This window comes from Streptomyces sp. Ag82_O1-12, from assembly GCF_900182715.1.
GTDB lineage: Bacteria > Actinomycetota > Actinomycetes > Streptomycetales > Streptomycetaceae > Streptomyces > Streptomyces massasporeus.
Genome location: NZ_FXUW01000001.1, coordinates 6,134,086 through 6,153,142, shown reverse-complemented (window position 1 = coordinate 6,153,142; position 19,057 = coordinate 6,134,086). Strand labels below are relative to the sequence as shown.

General features: G+C 70.8%; 18 protein-coding genes. 5 read left to right on the top strand and 13 right to left on the bottom strand.

Annotated features, from left to right (window positions below; genetic code table 11):
* Positions 1 to 7 precede the first annotated feature (7 nt).
* The 3 genes from QOL88_RS28315 to nsdA all read right to left on the bottom strand — a co-directional run bounded on the left by QOL88_RS28315 (position 8) and on the right by nsdA (position 3,504).
* Positions 8 to 346, bottom strand: coding sequence for a P-II family nitrogen regulator (locus QOL88_RS28315; RefSeq protein WP_003993253.1), 339 nt, complete (start codon positions 344 to 346; stop codon positions 8 to 10).
* Complete coding sequence (locus tag QOL88_RS28310) at positions 343 to 1,671, bottom strand: ammonium transporter (protein WP_097221006.1); 1,329 nt, start codon at positions 1,669 to 1,671, stop codon at positions 343 to 345. Before QOL88_RS28310 ends, QOL88_RS28315 begins: the two co-directional genes overlap by 4 nt.
* A gap of 336 nt (positions 1,672 to 2,007) precedes the next feature.
* The gene (gene nsdA, locus QOL88_RS28305) at positions 2,008 to 3,504 is read right to left on the bottom strand and encodes a transcriptional repressor NsdA (RefSeq protein ID WP_097221004.1); all 1,497 of its coding nucleotides are present in this window, start codon (positions 3,502 to 3,504) and stop codon (positions 2,008 to 2,010) included.
* A gap of 445 nt (positions 3,505 to 3,949) precedes the next feature.
* Here nsdA and QOL88_RS28300 point away from each other — a divergent pair, with 445 nt between their 5' ends.
* A complete protein-coding gene (locus QOL88_RS28300; RefSeq protein ID WP_097221002.1) occupies positions 3,950 to 4,615 on the top strand; it encodes a bifunctional DNA primase/polymerase in 666 nt (221 codons plus the stop codon).
* A 141-nt stretch (positions 4,616 to 4,756) separates the two neighbouring features.
* Here QOL88_RS28300 and ftsY read toward each other — a convergent pair whose 3' ends face one another.
* Positions 4,757 to 5,956, bottom strand: a complete 1,200-nt coding sequence (gene ftsY, locus QOL88_RS28295) for a signal recognition particle-docking protein FtsY (RefSeq protein WP_031109910.1) — start codon at positions 5,954 to 5,956, stop codon at positions 4,757 to 4,759.
* A 150-nt stretch (positions 5,957 to 6,106) separates the two neighbouring features.
* Here ftsY and QOL88_RS28290 point away from each other — a divergent pair, with 150 nt between their 5' ends.
* Both QOL88_RS28290 and QOL88_RS28285 read left to right on the top strand, forming a co-directional pair.
* Entirely contained in the window at positions 6,107 to 7,078 is a 972-nt protein-coding gene (locus QOL88_RS28290; RefSeq protein ID WP_097221000.1) for an LLM class flavin-dependent oxidoreductase, read from the top strand.
* 53 nt (positions 7,079 to 7,131) lie between these two features.
* Positions 7,132 to 7,509, top strand: coding sequence for a hypothetical protein (locus QOL88_RS28285; RefSeq protein ID WP_097220998.1), 378 nt, complete (start codon positions 7,132 to 7,134; stop codon positions 7,507 to 7,509).
* A 111-nt stretch (positions 7,510 to 7,620) separates the two neighbouring features.
* On the opposite strand, the gene QOL88_RS28280 is transcribed toward QOL88_RS28285, so the two are convergent.
* The 4 genes from QOL88_RS28280 to QOL88_RS28265 all read right to left on the bottom strand — a co-directional run bounded on the left by QOL88_RS28280 (position 7,621) and on the right by QOL88_RS28265 (position 13,916).
* Positions 7,621 to 9,039: a sugar porter family MFS transporter gene (locus tag QOL88_RS28280; RefSeq protein ID WP_097220996.1), complete on the bottom strand. Its 1,419-nt coding sequence runs from the start codon at positions 9,037 to 9,039 to the stop codon at positions 7,621 to 7,623.
* A gap of 222 nt (positions 9,040 to 9,261) precedes the next feature.
* Positions 9,262 to 12,840, bottom strand: a complete 3,579-nt coding sequence (gene smc / locus QOL88_RS28275; RefSeq protein ID WP_097220994.1) for a chromosome segregation protein SMC — start codon at positions 12,838 to 12,840, stop codon at positions 9,262 to 9,264.
* A 212-nt stretch (positions 12,841 to 13,052) separates the two neighbouring features.
* Positions 13,053 to 13,256 (bottom strand): hypothetical protein, encoded by a 204-nt coding sequence (locus tag QOL88_RS28270; RefSeq protein ID WP_030852030.1) that lies wholly within the window; start codon positions 13,254 to 13,256, stop codon positions 13,053 to 13,055.
* A 378-nt stretch (positions 13,257 to 13,634) separates the two neighbouring features.
* The gene (locus QOL88_RS28265; RefSeq protein ID WP_097220992.1) at positions 13,635 to 13,916 is read right to left on the bottom strand and encodes an acylphosphatase; all 282 of its coding nucleotides are present in this window, start codon (positions 13,914 to 13,916) and stop codon (positions 13,635 to 13,637) included.
* A gap of 161 nt (positions 13,917 to 14,077) precedes the next feature.
* Here QOL88_RS28265 and QOL88_RS28260 point away from each other — a divergent pair, with 161 nt between their 5' ends.
* Positions 14,078 to 15,244 (top strand): CAP domain-containing protein, encoded by a 1,167-nt coding sequence (locus tag QOL88_RS28260; RefSeq protein ID WP_097220990.1) that lies wholly within the window; start codon positions 14,078 to 14,080, stop codon positions 15,242 to 15,244.
* A gap of 16 nt (positions 15,245 to 15,260) precedes the next feature.
* On the opposite strand, the gene QOL88_RS28255 is transcribed toward QOL88_RS28260, so the two are convergent.
* Positions 15,261 to 15,845: a flavodoxin family protein gene (locus QOL88_RS28255; RefSeq protein ID WP_097220988.1), complete on the bottom strand. Its 585-nt coding sequence runs from the start codon at positions 15,843 to 15,845 to the stop codon at positions 15,261 to 15,263.
* Positions 15,846 to 15,952: 107 nt separating this feature from the next.
* Here QOL88_RS28255 and QOL88_RS28250 point away from each other — a divergent pair, with 107 nt between their 5' ends.
* Positions 15,953 to 16,351 carry a winged helix-turn-helix transcriptional regulator gene (locus QOL88_RS28250; RefSeq protein ID WP_097220986.1) on the top strand — a complete coding sequence of 133 codons (399 nt, stop codon included), beginning with the start codon at positions 15,953 to 15,955 and terminating at the stop codon, positions 16,349 to 16,351.
* On the opposite strand, the gene mutM is transcribed toward QOL88_RS28250, so the two are convergent.
* The 4 genes from mutM to QOL88_RS28230 all read right to left on the bottom strand — a co-directional run bounded on the left by mutM (position 16,341) and on the right by QOL88_RS28230 (position 18,989).
* Positions 16,341 to 17,201 (bottom strand): bifunctional DNA-formamidopyrimidine glycosylase/DNA-(apurinic or apyrimidinic site) lyase, encoded by an 861-nt coding sequence (gene mutM, locus QOL88_RS28245; protein ID WP_097220983.1) that lies wholly within the window; start codon positions 17,199 to 17,201, stop codon positions 16,341 to 16,343. The genes QOL88_RS28250 and mutM overlap by 11 nt on opposite strands.
* Before the next feature lie 105 nt (positions 17,202 to 17,306).
* On the bottom strand, positions 17,307 to 18,155 hold the full coding sequence (gene rnc / locus QOL88_RS28240) for a ribonuclease III (RefSeq protein WP_097220980.1): 849 nt from the start codon (positions 18,153 to 18,155) through the stop codon (positions 17,307 to 17,309).
* Between the two features lie 7 nt (positions 18,156 to 18,162).
* Positions 18,163 to 18,336: a 50S ribosomal protein L32 gene (gene rpmF / locus QOL88_RS28235; RefSeq protein WP_003951102.1), complete on the bottom strand. Its 174-nt coding sequence runs from the start codon at positions 18,334 to 18,336 to the stop codon at positions 18,163 to 18,165.
* A 2-nt stretch (positions 18,337 to 18,338) separates the two neighbouring features.
* On the bottom strand, positions 18,339 to 18,989 hold the full coding sequence (locus QOL88_RS28230) for a YceD family protein (protein WP_097220977.1): 651 nt from the start codon (positions 18,987 to 18,989) through the stop codon (positions 18,339 to 18,341).
* Positions 18,990 to 19,057 lie beyond the last annotated feature (68 nt).

Genomic DNA, 19,057 nt, shown 5'->3' with positions numbered 1-19,057 from the left:
AGGGTCCTCAGAGCGCGTCGGGGCCGCGCTCGCCGGTCCGGACCCGTACGGCCGTGTCGACCGGGATCGACCAGACCTTGCCGTCACCGATCTTGCCGGTGCGGGCCGCCTTGACCACGACGTCGATCAGCTGCTCGGCGTCGTCGTCCTCGACCAGGACCTCGATGCGGATCTTGGGGACCAGGTCGACGGTGTACTCGGCACCCCGGTAGACCTCGGTGTGGCCCCTCTGCCGACCGTAGCCGCTGGCCTCGGTGACCGTCAGTCCGTGCACTCCGAAGGCCTGCAGGGCCTCCTTGATCTCGTCGAGCCGGTGCGGCTTCACGACGGCGGTGATGAGCTTCATGCGTCCACCTTCTTGCTCTGGGCCGCGGCGGCGGCGACGGCGGTCTTGGCGGCACCGCCACCGGCGCCGCTGAAGTCGTATGCGGTCTCGGCGTGCTCGGCCTGGTCGATGCCGGCGACCTCGTCGTCCTCGGGGACCCTCATGCCCATGGTCTTGTCGAGGATGAAGGCGAGGATCGCGGAGACCACCAGGGAGTAGGCGAGCACCGCGAAGACACCGGCGCACTGCTTCCAGAACTGGGTCAGGCCGCCGCCGTAGAAGAGGCCCTCGACGGTGGACTGGCCCTTGCCGCTGGCGAAGAGGCCGATCAGCAGGGAGCCGGCGACACCGCCGACCAGGTGGACGCCGACGACGTCCAGGGAGTCGTCGTAGCCGAACTTGTACTTCAGGCCGACGGCCATGGCGCACAGCACACCGGCGATGGCGCCGACGGCGATCGCGCCGAGCGGGGTGACCGCGCCACCGGCGGGGGTGATGGCGACCAGGCCCGCGACGGCGCCGGAGGCGGCACCCAGCGTGGTGAACGCGCCGTGGCGGATCTTCTCGTAGATCAGCCAGGCCAGCATGGCGGCGGCGGTGGCGACCTGCGTGTTGACGAACATCAGCGCGCCGACGCCGTCGTCGTTGCCGAGCCAGGAGCCGGCGTTGAAGCCGAACCAGCCGAACCACAGCAGACCGGCGCCGAGCATGACCAGCGGCAGGCTGTGCGGGCGCATCGGGTCCCTCTTGAAGCCGACGCGCTTGCCGATGACGAGGATCACGCCGAGCGCCGCGGCACCCGCGTTGATGTGCACCGCCGTACCGCCGGCGAAGTCGATGACGCCCAGCTCGAAGGCCCAGCCGCCGGCGCCCCAGACCCAGTGCGCGACCGGGAAGTAGACGACCGTGGCCCACAGGGCGATGAACAGCGCCCAGGCGCTGAACTTCACACGGTCCGCGAGGGCGCCGCTGATCAGGGCGGGCGTGATGATCGCGAACATCAGCTGGAAGACCAGGAATACGAACACCGGGATGGTGTAGCCGGGCCACAGCTCCGTCAGGCCGATGTTGCCGAGGCCGACCCAGTCGGAGTTCCAGCCGATGAGGCTGCCGGAGTCGGTGCCGAACGCCAGGGAGAAGCCGTACAGCACCCACAGGATGGTGACGATCCCGAGGCTGATGAAGCTCATCATCAGCATGTTCAGGGTGCTCTTGACGCGGACCATGCCTCCGTAGAAGAAGGCCAGACCCGGGGTCATGAGCATCACCAGGGCGGAACAGATGAGCATGAACCCTGTGTTCGCGGCAGAGAGCTTGTCTGCGGCAAGGGTGATGGCTGGTGCCATCGGCGTCTCCTCGTCATGTGTACGGCCCCGTGCGGGCGAAGCCTCGAGCGGATTGAGGGGCGGGCCGGTTATGCGCCACGAGATTGGCGCAGCGCGGTTTCGGTCGAAGCCCCTCGTTGTTTCGCGACCGTGACGAAGGCGCGTTCTGTGTTACGCGTCGATGAACTGCCGGATTGCGGGCGACCTGATCGTTATCGTGGCGCAACCTTCGGCTTTCGGACAGCCGGGGAGCACAGACCGGCCGCGGTCGGCCTTCCGATGACCTGGCATGGGGGAGCCGAGTCGGGCAGTTCGGGAGGGCCGGCCGCGGCCGGGGTTCTGGGGTGGTGCGGCTTGTCAGACCGCTTCGGCGGTCTCGGGCAGTTCGGCGGAGAGCCGCTCGGTGAGATCGACGACCTCGCCCAGGTCACCGAAGTCGCGGGCGGCGGTGTCGACCGTCTTGCGGATGCGGGTGTTCACCCGCTCGGAGCGGACCTTCTTGGCGACCTGCATGGCCTCGGTGGCGAAGACCGTGCTCCGCTCGGGCTCGCGCTGGAGGAGGTGGACCGTGGCCATGCCGATCAGGTTCAGCGCGTACGAGCGCTGGTGCTCGTCGTCCTCGGCGAAGAGCTCGACCGCCCGGTTCATCAGGGGCTCGGCCAGCGAGGCGTAGGTGGGGCTGCGCCCGGCGACGTAGGCCAGGTCGCGGTAGGAGTGGGAGTTCTCGCCGTACAGCTCGGCCTCGGAGAAGAAGCGGATCCAGTCGGGGTCCGGTTCGTCCCACTCGTCGGCCTCGGAGAAGGTGTCCTCGGCCATCCGGACCGCCCGCTTGCACTTGCCGGGCTGCCCCATGTTCGCGTAGGCGCGGGCCTCCATCGCATACAGCATCGACTGGGTGCGCGGGCTCGCGCAGTCACGGCTGCCGTACTGCGCGAGATGGATCAGCTCCAGCGCGTCGTCGGGCCGGCCGAGGTGGATCATCTGACGGCTCATGCTGGACAGCACGTAGGAGCCGAGGGGCCGGTCGCCCGCCTCCTTGGCGGCGTGCAGCGCGAGGACGAAGTACTTCTGCGCGGTCGGCTGGAGCCCGATGTCGTACGACATCCAGCCCGCCAGCTCGGCGAGTTCGGCGGCGACCTTGAACAGGCGGCGGGTGGTGGATTCCGGCTGGGGCTCCTGGAGGAGGTCGGTCACCTCGTGCAGCTGCCCGACGACCGCCTTGCGGCGCAGGCCGCCGCCGCACTGGGCGTCCCACTGCCGGAACATCACCGTCGTGGACTCCAGGAGGTCCAGCTCCGGCTTGGAGAGGCGGCCGCGGGCGCGCCCGGAGCCGCCCGAGGGCTCGTCGGCGGACCTCGGGGCCGCGGGCGAGGGGACGAGCCAGCGCTGCATGGGCTCGATGAGGGCCGGGCCCGCAGACAGCACCAGCGAGCTCCCGAGGAAGCCGCGCCGCGCCAGCATCAGGTCGCTGCGCGAGAACTCGCTGAGCAGGGCCACCGTCTGCGGGCCCGTCCAGGGCAGGTCGACGCCGGTCGCGGAGGGTGACTGGCGCGCGGTGCGCAGCCCCAGGTCCTCGACGGAGACGACGACGCCGAAGCGCTCCGAGAACAGCTCGGACAGGATCCTGGGGATCGGCTCGCGGGGGTTCTCGCCGTCGAGCCAGCGGCGCACGCGCGAGGTGTCGGTGGAGATGTGGTTGGCGCCCAACTGGCGTGCCCTGCGGTTGACCTGGCGGGCGAGCTCGCCCTTGGACCAGCCGCTGCGCACGAACCAGGAGGTGAGCAGCTCGTTCGGGCGCTTGTCAGCGTGCGTCGCGCCCGCAGCGTTCGTTCCGCTTCCGCCGTTGCCGCTCACTGGAACGCCCCCATCCCTGAGACCACTTGTCGCCGAGTGCGCCAAGCCCTATCAGCATGCCGGTTCATACGGCCGTCCGTCCGGCCCTTGTCACCCTTCGAACGGAATGACGACTTGCCTCCGGCATACCCACGAGCGCATGTGCCCCCAGGACTCGTGCACACAAAGTAATCCTACGATCACCCGTCCAGCCACGGCTCACACGGAAACGCCACCATTCGCCACCCCTTCGAATGAACTCACGTACGCCTACGCGCGATTCACTTGACACAGCACGACCAGGAGCGGGTGCAGCGACGCATTCGAGGGCGCGCGTCGTCGGGCACGCAACCCTGGGCACATCCGGGCGCTGAATGAACCGAGCACCGCCGGGAAGGCGGAAACGGAGAGTCACGCATCGCGTCCGCAGCGTAACCGCCGCTGCGTCGGACCCGTTGGAGGGGGCATGGGCTTCACGATCGGCATCAGCCGGGGCATGCGCGACATCCGCACCGGATCACGCCGCCGCAGCCGCACGTCGGACTGCACGGCGGTGGCCGAGTACACCGGACTGTGGGGCTGGGACGTGGTGCCGGGCGCCCGGGCCTCGGCGGGCGCCTGTTCCTGCGGCCATGACGACTGCCCGGCGCCGGGCGCGCACCCGCTGGACTTCGCGCCGGTGCTCGCGGCCGGGGCGACGCTGGACGACGTGACTCAGGCGTGGGGCGAGTTCCCCGGCGCCTCGGTGATGCTGCCGGTCGGCCGGGCGTTCGACGTCATCGAGGTGGCCGAGCCCGCCGGCCGCCGCGCGCTGGCCCGGCTGGAGCGCATGGGCCTGCCCGTCGGCCCGGTCGCGGCGACCCCGGACGGCCGCGCCCACTTCTTCGTCGCCCCCGGTGCCGCCGCCGACCTGCCCGGCCTGCTGTACCGCATGGGCTGGGACGACCCGGACTCCCTCGACCTGCGCGGCCTCGGCCCGGGCGCGCACATCACGGCGCCGCCCTCCGACCGCGGCGGTCTCGGCCCGGTGCGCTGGCTCCGCTCCCCCGCCCTGGACTCGGCGTCCCGCCCGCCGGAGGCCCGTCTGGTGCTGGGCACGCTCGCGTACGTGGCCCACCGGTCGCGGGCCTAGGAACGACACAGACACGTACGGCTCAGACGCACACGGCACAGACGCACACGGCGAAGCGCCCGGCCCCGACCGGATCCCGGGGGCGGGCGCTTCGCCGTGCACGTACGACTTTCGTGGGTGAATCCTCGGTGGGTGCCGAGCTCACTCTCCGATAAGGGCGTCAACGAACGCCTCCGGCTCGAACGGAGCCAGGTCGTCCGCGCCCTCGCCGAGGCCGATGAGCTTGACCGGGACGCCCAGCTCGCGCTGGACCGCGACCACGATGCCGCCCTTGGCCGTGCCGTCCAGCTTGGTCAGCACGATGCCGGTGATGTCGACGACCTCCGAGAAGACCCGGGCCTGCACCAGGCCGTTCTGGCCGGTGGTGGCGTCCAGGACGAGCAGCACCTCGTCGACGGGGGCGTGCTTCTCCACGACCCGCTTGACCTTGCCGAGCTCGTCCATGAGACCGGTCTTGGTGTGCAGGCGGCCGGCGGTGTCGATGAGCACGACGTTCGCGCCCATCTCCTTGCCCTCCTTGACCGCGTCGAAGGCGACGGACGCCGGGTCGCCGGCCTCCGGCCCGCGCACGGTGTGAGCGCCGACGCGCTCACCCCAGGTCTGGAGCTGGTCGGCGGCGGCGGCACGGAAGGTGTCGGCGGCGCCGAGGACGACGCTCTGGCCGTCGGCCACCAGGACGCGGGCGAGCTTGCCGGTGGTGGTGGTCTTGCCGGTGCCGTTGACGCCGACGACCATCACGATGCCCGGCTTGCGGTCCTCCGGCTCGGTCTTGACCGCGCGGTCCATGTCGCGGCCGACCAGCGTGATCAGTTCCTCGCGCAGCAGGGTGCGCAGTTCCTCGGGGGTGCGGGTGCCGAGCACCTTCACGCGCTCGCGGAGCCGCTCGACCAGTTCCTGGGTGGGCTGCACGCCGACGTCCGCGGTGAGCAGCGTGTCCTCGATCTCCTCCCAGGTGTCCTCGTCGAGGTGCTCGCGCGACAGCAGGGTGAGCAGGCCCTTGCCGAGGGCGTTCTGCGAGCGGGAGAGCCGGGTCCGCAGCCGGATCAGACGGCCGGCGGTGGGTTCCGGGATCTCGATCTCGGGAGCTTCGGCGGGCGGCTCCTCGACTACGACCGGAGCCGAGCCGTCCGGGAGATCCACCTCCTCTATCGTGCGCCGCGGTTCCTCCCGCGGCGTCTCGGCCTCGTCGCCGACGTGCGGCTCGGCCGGTGGGGCGGTGATGTCGGGCGCTGCGGGCGGGGGCGGGGGCAGCTGCTTCTTGCGCCGGCTGCCGACGATGAGCCCGCCGAGCGCGCCGAGCACGACCACGGCGATGACTACAGCAAGGATGACGATGTCCATAACGCGTCCAGTATCAGTCATGGGGCCCCGGGTCACCCTGCTCGCACCGCACCGGAGGGCCGGGCGCCGCCGGATCTCCACACCCCTGGATGTCTGACGCATCGTCAGCTAACGTCCCCCGGACACCCGCCGGTGGAGGGAGACGCCCCCATGCCCGTCACGGTCGTACGCTTCAACCTCGTCGCTCCCGGGGCGACCCCCGCCGAGCTCGGCGCCCGGTACCGGGCGGCCCTGGAGATGGCGGCGTACGCCGACGACCGGGGCGTGAGCACCGTGCAGACGGAGGAGCACCACGGGGCCGGGAACAACTGGCTGCCGGCCCCGTTCGCCTTCGCGGGGGCCGTCTTCGGCGCCACCCGGCGGGTCGCGGTCACCGTCTCGGCGATCATCGGCCCGCTGCACGACCCGCTGCGGCTGGCCGAGGAGATCGCCGTGCTGGACCTGCTGAGCAACGGCCGGCTGGTGACGGTCGCCGGGATCGGCTACCGGCCGGAGGAGTACGACCTCTTCGGCGTGGACTTCGCCCGGCGCGGCACGCTCCAGGACGAGCTGCTGGAGACCCTGCTGAAGGCGTGGACCGGCGAGCCCTTCTCCTACCACGGCCGCACCGTCCGCATCACCCCGCGCCCCCTCACCGACCCGCATCCGCTGCTCCTGGTGGGCGGCTCCTCCAGGGCCGCCGCCCGCCGCGCCGCGCGGCTCGGCCTGCCCTTCTTCCCCAGCGCGCACCTGCCGGAGCTGGAGGCGTACTACAAGGAGCTGCTGGTCGAGTACGGCACCGAGGGCTGGGTGATGATGCCCGCCGCCGAGACGCCGCTGCTGCACGTGGCCGAGGACCCGGACCGGGCCTGGACGCGGTACGGGCGGCATTTCCTGCATGAGGCGCGGACGTACGCCTCCTGGCAGTCGGGCGGGGTGCGCTCGGCGGTGAAGTCGGCCGCGACGACGGTCGAGGACCTGCGCGCGGAGGGCGTGTACCGGATCCTCACCCCGGAGGCGTGCGTGGCACTCGGGCTGGATTCCTACGTGCTGCATCCCCTGGCGGGCGGGATGCCGGTGGAGGAGGGGTGGCGGAGTCTGCAGCTGTTCTGCGAGCAGGTGCTGCCGCGGCTGGGGAGCTGACGAGCCCCGATATCCGGTGGTCCGCCGCGGCTGGGTGGTGTTCCACTGGCGGCATGAGCCTCTCGGTCGACGTGTTCGTGCGTGAGCCGGACGGACAGCGGCGGATCCTCGACGTCCCGGAAGGACGCGACGACTCGGCCGGGTTCGAGTCCTGGCGCCGGACGGTGTGGGGATCGGAGCCGGTGCGGGCACTGGGCGCCCGGTTCCTGCCGGTGCTCGCCGACGACGACTTGGCGATCGAGGCCGAGGAGGTCGCGGAGTTCCTGCGCGAGGTGGCGCTGCTGCGCGAGCACCTCGACGCGATCGCCGAGAGCACGCGGCGACCGCGCGGACTCGCCGAGCACCGGGCGGGGCTGGTGCGGCGGCTGCGGAACCTGGAGGTGGCCGCCCTGCACGCGCGGGTGATCGAGGGCGGCGTGCTGATCTGGTGAGACGACAGACCGCCGCCCCGGCTCGGGCAGTGGCCGAACCGGGGCGGCGGCGGGTTACGGGGAGAGGGGCAGCGGGGACTTTGGCCCTTCCCCCCGAGTCTCGGGACGGGCCTAGCCCATCTCCTCCAGGGCCTTGCCCTTCGTCTCCTTGACGAACTTCAGAACGAACGGGATGGAGAGCGCGGCGAACGCGGTGTAGATCACGTACGTCACGGAGAGGTTCCAGTCGGCCAGCGACGGGAAGCTCGCGGTGATGGCCCAGTTGGCGATCCACTGCGCGGCGGCGGCCACGCCCAGCGCGGCGGCACGGAGCCGGTTCGGGAACATCTCGCCGAGCATGACCCAGACGACCACACCCCAGGACAGGGCGAAGAACAGGACGAAGACGTGCGCGGCGATCAGCGCGATCCAGCCCTGCGCGGCCGGCAGCTTGCCGTCGACGAGGTGGTACGAGAACGCCCAGGCCTCCAGCGCCAGGCCGACGACCATGCCGACCGAGCCGATGATCGCGAGCGGCCTGCGTCCGATGCGGTCGACGAAGATCATCGCGATGACGGTGCCGACGATGTTGATGATCGACGTGGTGAAGGAGTAGAAGAACGAGTCCGCGGGGTCGACGCCGACCGACTGCCACAGCGTCGAGGAGTAGTAGAACGCGACGTTGATGCCAACGAACTGCTGGAAGACCGACAGGCCGATGCCGACCCAGACGATCGGCTTGAAGAAGAAGCTGCCGCCGAGCAGGTCCTTGAAGCTGGACTTGTGCTCGCTCTTCATGGCGCCCTCGATCTCGGCGACACGGGCGTCCAGGTCGACGTCCTTGCCCTCGACCTCGGCGAGGATCTCCCGGGCGCGCTCGTGCTTGCCGACGGAGATGAGGAAGCGCGGGGACTCGGGGATGGCGAAGGAGAGCAGCCCGTAGAGGATGGCCGGGACGACCATGACGCCGAGCATGACCTGCCAGGCCTCCAGGCCCATCAGCTTGCCGCGCTGGTCACCGCCGGCGGCGTTCAGCAGGCCCCAGTTGACCAGCTGCGACACGGCGATGCCGATGACGATCGCGGCCTGCTGGAAGGAGCCGAGCCGGCCGCGGTAGGCGGGCGGGGCGACCTCGGCGATGTAGGCCGGGCCGATCACGGAGGCCATGCCGATGGCGAAGCCGCCGACGACGCGCCAGAAGGCGAGGTCCCACAGGGCGAAGGGCAGCGCGGAGCCGACGGCGCTGACGGTGAAGAGGACCGCGGCGATCTGCATGCACCGGATGCGGCCGATGCGGTCGGCTATGCGGCCGGCGGTGGCGGCGCCGACGGCGCAGCCGATGAGGGCGATGGCGATGACCTGGGCCAGGGCTGCGGAGCCGACGTCGTAGCGGCCCCGGATGGCTTCGACGGCACCGTTGATCACGGAGCTGTCGTAGCCGAAGAGGAAACCGCCCATCGCGGCCGCCGCCGCGATGAAGATGACGTGCCCGAGATGATCGGGGTGAGCCGTCCTGGCTCCTGACTGGGGTGCCTGCGCTGTGCTGGTCACGTGTACTCCTCGGGCCACCGGCAACGCTGCCGGAGGGAATCAGCCCTTCGAGGTCCACCTCAAGGTACCTGAAGGTAAAAGGAACGTTGCCGAGACTATGCCTTCAAGTTTCGAAGTCAATAGGGCAATCACTTTGGATCTGAGGCAGGAGTGTGGTGGCTGGGTGTTCAAGTGTTGAAGACGTGAAGAGCCGCAGGTGAGACCGGTGTAGAGGGCACCTATCTAGCGGAGACGCTGGCTGATGACCTTCGACACACCGTCGCCCTGCATGGAGACGCCGTAGAGCGCGTCGGCGACCTCCATCGTGCGCTTCTGGTGGGTGATCACGATCAGCTGGGAGGCCTCCTGGAGCTCCTGCATGATCCGGATCAGCCGCTGGAGGTTGGTGTCGTCGAGGGCGGCCTCGACCTCGTCCATGACGTAGAACGGGCTCGGCCGCGCCTTGAAGATCGACACGAGCATCGCCACCGCGGTCAGCGACCGCTCCCCGCCCGAGAGCAGCGACAGCCGCTTGACCTTCTTGCCCGGCGGCCGGGCCTCGACGTCCACGCCCGTGGTGAGCATGTTGTCTGGGTCGGTCAGGATGAGCCGCCCCTCGCCACCGGGGAACAGCCGGCTGAAGACACCCTCGAACTCACGGGCCGTGTCGCGAAAGGCCTCGGTGAAGACCTGCTCGACGCGCTCGTCGACCTCCTTCACCACTTGCAGGAGGTCCGCCCGCGTCTTCTTCAGGTCCTCGAGCTGCTCGCTGAGGAACTGGTGGCGCTCCTCCAGCGCCGCGAACTCCTCCAGGGCGAGCGGGTTCACCTTGCCGAGCTGCTGGTAGGCACGCTCGGCGGCCTTGAGGCGCTTCTCCTGCTCGGCCCGGAGATACGGCCGGGGCAGGTTGCGCGGGTGCTCCGGGTCCTCCGGCAGCTCCTCGCCCTCGGCGGGGGGCGAGGGCGGCACGAGCTGGTGCGGTCCGTACTCCGCCACCAGTCCGGCCGGTTCGACACCGAGCTCCTCCAGCGCCTTGGTCTCCAGCTGCTCGATGCGCAGCCGCTTCTCGGCGCCGAGTACCTCGCCACGGTGGACCGAATCCGTCAACTTGTCGAGCTCGGCCTTGAGATCGCGCCCCTCGGTGCGGGCGCGCGCGAGTTCCTGCTCCCGGCGGGCCTTCGCGGCCTCGGCGGCGGTGCGTTCCTCGTCGGCACGGGCCAGGGAGACCTCGACGTGCGCGAGCAGCTGCCGCGCGCCCGAGCCGACGGCCTCGGCGACGGCCGCCTCGTGCCGCAGCCGGGCCCGCCGCTGTTCGGCACGCGCGCGTGCCTCGCGTTCGGCGCGGGCGGCCCGGTCGAGCGAGTCGGCCCGTCCGGCCAGACCCTTGACCCGTTCCTCGTGCGTACGCGCCTGAAGGCGGGCCTCCATCTCGGTCTGGCGGGCGTTGGCGCCGTCGGCGGCGAGCCGGTCCCGGGCGGAGGTGTCGGGCTCCTCCTCGATCGGCATCTCCTCGGCGACGGCGAGCCGCTCGGCGAGTTCCTCGACCTCTTCGAGCGCCCTGTCGAGGGCCTCCTGCGCCCGGGCCGCGGCGGCGGTGGCGCGCTCCGCCTCGCCGGTGGCCCCGCGCGCCTGGCCCGCGAGCCGCCCGAGCTGTTGGGCGACGGCGGACTTCTCCCGGTCGGCGGCCCGGCGCCGCTCCCCCAGTTCCTCGACCAGTGCGGCGGCGTCCCTGCGTCGGTCGACGGCCGCGCGCTGTGCCTCGCTGAGCTCCTCGCAGCGGACGGCGAGCTCTTCCAGCTCGGCTGCCGCCTCGTCGACGGAGGCCTGTACTTCCAGGAGGCTCGGGGCGCCGGCGGAGCCGCCGTGGGCGAAGTGGGCGCCCAGGAGGTCGCCTTCGGCGGTCACGGCAGTGAGGTCGGGGCGGGTGTAGACGAGGTCCTCGGCGTCTTCGAGGGTGCTGACGACGACGATGCCGTGCAGCAGCCGTCGCACGGCCGGCATGAGGTCGGACGGGCCGCGTACCAGGTCCGCGGCGTAGGTGTGGCGGGCGTCGGCGGGGCCGCTGTGGCTGGTCGCGTAGTTCCCCCCGCCCCTGAGGGCGTCGTCTCCTGCCAGGAGCAGGGTGGCCCTGCCCCCGTCCTGTTTGCGGAGGAGCCGGATCGCGTCGGCCGCGGATGCCGGGGACGTGACCGCGATGGCGTCCGCCGCCACCCCGAACGCGGCGGCCAGGGCGACCTCGTGGCCGGGGGTCACCGTCAGCAGCTCCGCCGCCGGGCCCAGGAGGCCGGAGAGACGGTCCTTCGCGGCCAGCAGTGTTCCGGTGCCGTCCTTGCGGCGCAGGCCCAGGGCCAGGGCCTCGTGCCGGGCCTGGGTGGCTGCGCGTTTGCGTTCCGCCGCCGTGGCGGCCTCGCGGGCGGCCGTGAGGGCGGCCTCGGCGTCGGTGAGCTGCTGCTTGGCCGACTCGTGCTCTTCGGCGAGGTCGGCGTCGCCGGCGTCGAGGCCGTCGACCTCGGCCTGGAGGGCCTCGTACTCCTCCTGGGCTGCGACGGCGCGTTCCTGCGCTTCGTCACGGGCGGCGGCCAGGCGTTCGATCTCGGCCTGGGCCGAGGCCGCGCGGGAGCGGGCGGCGTTGACCTGGCCGCTCAGCCGGGCCAGGCCCTCGCGCCGGTCGGCGATGGCGCGGGCGGCGTCCTTCAGGCGCCGTTCCTCCTGGGTCAGCGCGCGTTCCAGCTCGGCGCGGTGGGCGACCGTGTCCTCCAGGGCCCGTTCGGCCGCTTCCAGGGCCGCCTCCAGCTCGGCCTCCTGCTCGCGGATGCGGGCGGCCTCGCGCTCCATGTCCTCGGGGTCGCGGCCGCGTCGCTCCTCGGGGGGCGCGGAGGTGGCGCTCTTCACCCGGGCGTCGGCCAGCGAGATCGTGCCGCGCACCCGTTCGGCGAGCTGGGAGAGCTCGTACCAGGTCTGCTGGGCGCGCTGGAGCCGCGGCGTGAGCTGCCGGACCTCGTCCTCCAGGAGGGCCTCGCGCTGTTGCGCCTTGCGCAGATCCTGCTCGGCGGACTCCTTGCGCTCCTTCAGTGCCGCCTCGTCGGCGACCTCGGCCTTGAGAGCCTCTCGGAGCCGTACGAGATCGTCGGCCAGGAGGCGCAGGCGGGCGTCGCGCAGGTCGGCCTGGATGACGGCGGCCCTGCGGGCGACGGCGGCCTGGCGGCCGAGGGGCTTGAGCTGCCGTCTGAGCTCGTCGGTGAGGTCCTGCACGCGCGCGAGGTTGGCCTGCATCGCGTCCAGCTTGCGCAGGGCCTTCTCTTTGCGCTTGCGGTGCTTGAGGACGCCGGCGGCCTCCTCGATGAAGGCGCGGCGGCCCATGGGATCGGCATGGAGCACGGAGTCGAGCTGGCCCTGACCGACGATGACGTGCATCTCGCGGCCGATGCCGGAGTCGGAGAGGAGGTCCTGGATGTCGAGGAGGCGGCAGGTGTCGCCGTTGATCTGGTATTCGCTGCCGCCGTTGCGGAACATGATCCGCGTGATGGTGACCTCGGCGTACTCGATGGGCAGGGCCCCGTCGGAGTTGTCGATGGTCAGGGACACCTCGGCGCGGCCCAGCGGGGGGCGGCCGGTGGTGCCGGCGAAGATGACGTCCTCCATCTTGCCGCCGCGCAGCGATTTGGCGCCCTGCTCGCCCATGACCCAGCTGAGCGCGTCGACGACGTTGGACTTGCCCGAGCCGTTCGGTCCGACGACGCACGTGATCCCCGGCTCGAACCGGAGGGTGGTCGCCGAGGCGAACGACTTGAACCCGCGGAGGGTCAGGGCCTTGAGGTGCACGCCGCCGGACTCTACCGCCCGGGTTGGTCTCACTCCATGAACCCACGGTTTCGCCGTTGAACGCGCAGGGCACATCAGACGTTAAAGACGGTGAAAGGATGCGGGGGCAAGAAAGAAGGGACGCCGACAGGGCGTCCCTTGCACTTCTGACAACTAGGCGGTTGTGACGGGCGGCCCAACCACTGCTGTGCTGTTGTGGAGCGGTGCAGTGATCAGGTGAGCGCAGGCTCCGCCTGGTGTGCGTCAACGCTCTCCATGATCCTGTCGTGAGAAGCGGCAGCCGTCAGCGCTTCGTTCTCCGCCTGGATTCGTCCGAGCTCGGATTCCAGGTCCTGGACGCGCTGCTGGAGCCGTCGCATCTCGGCGAGGAGTCGCGGGTCGGAGCCGCCGACGTAACCGAGAAGCGCCTTTGCCATGATGGATGGTCCTCCACAATGCGTGACCGACCGCTGCGGTGTGGGTCGTGAGGGATTCGCACCCGCGGTTTTGGCAGGGCCTGGAGTTGTGCTGCCGTTCAGCCATGCCAAACAGCTAAGGTGCGCGGGGCTTTCAGCGTCTCACCAAAAAGTTTGACGGTCAACACGATCACGCCCCGTATTGGGGGGCGACCCGGGCACGCGCGGCCTGGAACGGCCGTACCGCGGCTTCTACGGGGCCCTCGGGGCGTGGCGATCATCCTTGCGTGTGGAGCGGGCCAAGGCAAGCGGTTCTGGCAATCACCAGCGAGTTTCCGTCCGGGACGGCCGTCTGTGGCCCGTCCGCGGGCGGCCCCGGGGGCCGTCCGGCGGGAGTGATCACCGGATGGCGAAGCCGTCGTAGCCGCCGCGAGGTGTGTCCCAGATCTCGGTGACGCCGTCCACGCGCCCGGGCGTGTCGTCACCCTGGAGCCAATCCAACAGGCCTTCACAACCCTCGCGCCCGCCCTCGGCGACCACTTGCACCCGGCCGTCGCCCAAATTGAGAGCAAAGCCACTCAGGCCGCCGATCTCCAAAGCCTTGGCCCGCGTGAACCAGCGGAAACCCACACCTTGGACGCGTCCCCGCACCCAGGCGACCAGTCGCACATCCTCGCTCATGACTGCAACCTAACCGCCCAAACTCTCTCCGGGCACTTCCTCCACTTGCGCCATGCGGTACCGTCCCCCCTCAACGAATCTCATATGAAACTCACACGATCGGGTGAGTTTGGTGTTGATCTCGAGGACGAGTCGACCGCCAGGACGAGGAAGGCCAGGACATGGGACGCCACCGACGCTCGGACGCCGGCCGCGCCGCCACGGGCCGCGCCACGGGAATCACCCACGCCGACGGCTTCGCGGGGGGCCACGATCCGCTGCACCCCGCCGCGGACGACGCCCCGACGATGGGCATCGCGCCCTATCTGAACCCGGAGGCGTACGCCGGCAGCTACGCGAAGACCGAGGCCTACCTGTTCGGGAATGAGGCGTCCGCCGCGGGAGACCGCTACGACGACACGGCCGTCTTCGCGAGCGACGGATTCGCGAGCGACGGATTCGCGAGCGACGGATTCACTCCCGACGGCGGCGCACGGCGTGCCGGTTCGCACCGCCGCCGCAAGAAGGCCGCCCGGCCGATGCGCACCGGGCTGCTCGGCGTCTCCGCCGCCGTCGCCCTCGGCACGGTCGCGGTCGCCACCGGCGCCGTGCCCGGCCTCGACAACTACAAGCTCGGCGGAGGCGGCGGGGCCGACAAGGTCCAGGCCGGGGACACGCCGACGAACACCCCGATCGAGCAGGGCGGCACCTCCGGCAGCGCCGACAGCCGGGGCGAGACGCCCACCAGCCGCGACGCCGAGCGTTCCGGCTCGCCGTCGCCGTCCGCCTCGAAGTCGTCGGCCGCGCCGACGAAGACGCCGGAGAAGCCGGAGAAGACGCGGGAGAAGCCGGAGGAGACCCCGGAGAAGAAGGCGCCGGCGGCCACTCCGAGCGAGAAGCCGGACAACACGCCCTCGCGTACGGCCACGAAGGCACCGAAGGCACCCAGCGCTTCCGCCGCCCTGTCCGGGGAGTCCTCCGCGGCGGCCCAGGTCCTCAGCCTCGTGAACGAGGAGCGGGCCAAGGTGGGCTGCAGCCCGGTCGCCGCCAACAGCGCCCTGACGGCGCTGGCCCAGAGCTACAGCGAGGACATGGCCGCGCGGGGCTTCTTCGACCACACCGACCCGGACGGCCGCACCCCCTGGGACCGGGCCGAGAAGGCCGGGATATCCAATCTCGGCGGCGAGAACATCGCCCGCGGCCAGGCCGACGCCGCGGCTGTGATGGACGCCTGGATGAACAGCCCCGGCCACCGCGCCAACATACTGAACTGCGACTTCAAGACGCTGGGCGTCGGAGTCGAGCTCGGCTCCGGCGGCCCCTGGTGGACGCAGAACTTCGGCTACTGAGCCCTGCCGACGACGCTCAGGCGGCGGCCAGGCCCTTGAGGAACACCCTGGCCGTCTCCGCCACGCGCCGGCCCAGCTGTTCGGCGGTGGCGATGTCGGCCTTGTGGACGGCGTCCGGGCCCTCGTCGGCGTTGGTCTGAGCGGCCGCGCCGGTGAAGACGCCCAGGCGGTTCAGGTCGTGCTCGGAGCCGGTGCTGCTGTTCCAGCCCGGGAGCAGGCCGAGGTTGACCCAGTGCATGCCGAGCTGCGCGGCGAGGATCTGGAAGTACTGCAGGGTGTGCAGCTTGTCGCCGCTCTTGGACGCGGAGTTGGTGAAGCCCGCGGCCAGCTTGTCCTTCCAGGCCTGGGTGGCCCAGCGCTTCGAGGTGGCCTCCGCGAAGACGTGGAAGGCGCCGGACGCGGTGCCCATGTAGGTCGGCGAGCCGAACACGATGGCGTCCGAGCGGTCCAGGACCGCCCACTGCTCCTCGGTGATCTCGTCGACCTTGATCAGATGCACCTCGGCTCCGGCCTCGACGGCACCGGTACGGACGGCCTCGGCGATCACGGCGGTGTGGCCGTAGCCGGAGTGGTAGGCGAGGGAGACGACAGGGGTGGTCACGTGAGAACTCCTGAAGTAGGCAGGTCGCTGACGATGACCACAGGAAAGCACTAACTTCTAGTTAGTGCAACCTGTCGGTTAGCGCTGTGCTGGCGTAGGCTGGGCACATGACCACCACCCAGGAGCTCACGGAGGGGCTCGACGACCTCCCGTACAACGTGTTCGCCAAGGCCTGTCCGTCGCGCGGCACGCTGGAGCACGTCATGGGCCGCTGGGGCGGCCTCACGCTCGGCGCCCTGTACGAGGGCTCGTTGCGCTTCAACGAGCTGCGCCGCCGCGTCGACGGGGTGAGCGAGAAGATGCTGTCCCAGACGCTGCACGCCCTGGAGCGCGACGGCCTCGTCCACCGCGAGGCCCAGCCGACCAACCCGCCCCGGGTGGACTACGAACTGACGCCGCTGGGGCACCAGGTGGCCGAGCGGCTGCTCGCCCTGATCCACTTCGTGGAGGGCAGCATGGACGAGGTCCTGACGGCGCGCGAGCGGTACGACTCCGCTAGGGCGTGATCCGCGGCGGCCGCTGGCACGTCGGGCAGTAGTAGCTCGACCGGTTCATCCACGGCCGCCGTCGCAGGGGCGTGCCGCAGCGCCGGCAGGGCAGGCCCTCACGGCCGTACGCGTCGAGCGACCGGTCGAAGTACCCCGACTCGCCGTTGACGTTGACGTACAGGCTGTCGAAGCTGGTGCCGCCCACCGAGAGGGCCGCGTTCATCACGTCCCGCACATGGCCCAGGAGCATCAGGGTGCGCGGGCGCGTGAAGGTGGCGGTCGGACGCTCGTAGTGGATGCGGGCGCGCCACAGGGCCTCGTCCGCGTAGATGTTGCCGACGCCGCTGATCAGCGACTGGTCCAGCAGGGCCCGCTTGATCGTGGACCGCTTGCGGCGCAGCGCCTGGTGGAAGGCCTCGTCGTCGAAGAGCTCGTCGAGCGGGTCCCGGGCGATGTGCGCGATGACGTCGGGCAGGCCGTCGGGGGTGGTCTCGTGCAGCGAGAGGCCGCCGAAGGTGCGCTGGTCGACGAAACGGAGTTCGGTGTCCAGGGGGTCCGTGAAGCGGACGCGGATGCGCAGGTGCTTCTCGTCCGGGGCCGTGTGCGGCTGCACCAGCAGCTGGCCGCTCATGCCGAGGTGGGCCAGGATCGACTGGTCCGTGTCCTCCAGGGGCAGCCACAGATACTTGCCGCGGCGGCTGGGCACGCCGATGCGGTGGCCCTTGAGTCGATGCGCGAAGTCGTCCGCGCCCGCGAGATGGCGGCGCACGGCACGCGGGTGCAGCACCTCGGCCTCGGCGACGGTCCGGTGGGCGACCCACCGCTCGAGACCGCGCCGTACGACCTCGACCTCGGGCAACTCGGGCATGGGGTCCCCCGTCACATACCTGTGGATGACGCGAGCGCCCGCCCCGGGCAGGGGCGGGCGCTCGGGTGCGCTGTGCGTGCCGCCCCCGGAGAGGGGCGGCGGCGGTCAGCCGTCGGCGGAGCCGTCGGTGACCGTCCGGGCGGCGTGAGCAGCTGCCGTCTGCGTCTCCTCGGCGGCCTTCGCCGCCTTGGCACGCTCGTCCGCGGCGGCCCGGATGGACCGCCATGCGGACTCGGCGGCCTGCTGCTCCGCCTCCTTCTTGCTGCGGCCGGTGCCGGTGCCGTACGAGACGCCTCCGACGCGGGCGGCAGCAGTGAAGGTCTTCTCATGGTCGGGGCCGGTCTCCGTGACCAGGTACTCGGGAACACCGAGCCCCTCGGTCGCGGTGAGCTCCTGGAGACTGGTCTTCCAGTCCAGGCCGGCTCCGAGGTTCGAAGACTTTTCGATCAGGGGGTCGAACAAGCGGTGCACCAGCTCCGCCGCCGCTTCCAGTCCCTGGTCGAGGTAGACCGCGCCGATCACCGCTTCCAGCGTGTCGGCGAGGATGGACGCCTTGTCCCGGCCGCCCGTGCCCTCTTCACCCCGGCCGAGCCGGATGAAGGAGCCCAGGTCGAGCCCGCGGCCCACCTCGGCGAGCGCACGCGAGTTGACCACCGCGGCCCGCAGCTTGGCCAACTGGCCTTCTGGGAGGTCGGGGTGGGTGCGGTACAGCGTGTCCGTGACCACGAGGCCGAGGACGGAGTCCCCGAGGAACTCCAGGCGCTCGTTGGTCGGCAGACCGCCGTTCTCGTATGCGTACGACCGGTGGGTCAGTGCGCGCACCAGAAGGGCGGACTCGAGCTTGTAGCCGAGCCGCCCTTCCAGAAGCGTGTGGGACGAGGCCTGGTTGTCCGCCGGAGCACTCCCGCTCGCACGGGAAGACTTGTTCTTTGGCGTGGACACAGTGCCTCTCACCAGCCGCTCAGACCTCGAGGACCTGGCGCTTGTTGTAGGTGCCGCAAGACGGGCACGCGATGTGCTGCTGCTTGGGCTCGTGGCAGCGCTCGCACGCAACCAGGGTGGGGACCGCAGCCTTCCACTGCGACCGGCGGTGGCGCGTGTTGCTGCGCGACATCTTCCGCTTCGGAACAGCCACGGCTACTTCTCCTGCTTCTCGTCGACGCCCGCTTCCGCTTCGGCGCCGCTCATCTCGTCCTTCTCGCCGTCCTTCATGGTGCCGGCGAGTCCCTGCAATGCCGCCCAACGGATGTCGACGGCGTCGTGGTGGTGGTCCGGGTCGTCCGCCAGCCGCGCGCCACACTCGGCGCACAGACCGGGGCAGTCTTCCCGGCACACCGGCTGCATCGGCAGTGCGAGCACCACCGCATCACGCAGCACGGGCTCGAGGTCGAACAAGCCGTCCTCGAGGAAGAGCCTGTCCTCGTCGTCCTCGGCGTCGTCGCCCGGTTCCGCGATCACGCGGCCCCGGTCGTCGGCGTCAGGGTACGAGAACATCTCCTGGAACTCCGCTGCGAGCTCTTGCTCGAGCGGCTCCAGACACCTTACGCACTCCCCCTCGGCCGCGGCACGGGCGGTGCCTGTGACGAGCACCCCTTCCATGACCGACTCCAGGCGGAGTTCGAGCTCCACCGGGGCGCCTTCCGGCACTCCGATGACTCCCTTGATACCGAGGTCCGTGGGAGCGTCGACCGTGCGGGTCAGGCGCTGCAGCGCACCAGGCCGCCGGCCCAGCTCGTGCGTGTCGAACACGAGGGGGTTGCGGTGGTCGAGGCGGGCGTTCAGGGCCATTCCTGCTTTCGATCTGGTGAGCTCGGGGGATGCTGCCCTTCGGTGTTCCCGGGCAGCGTTGATCGCGG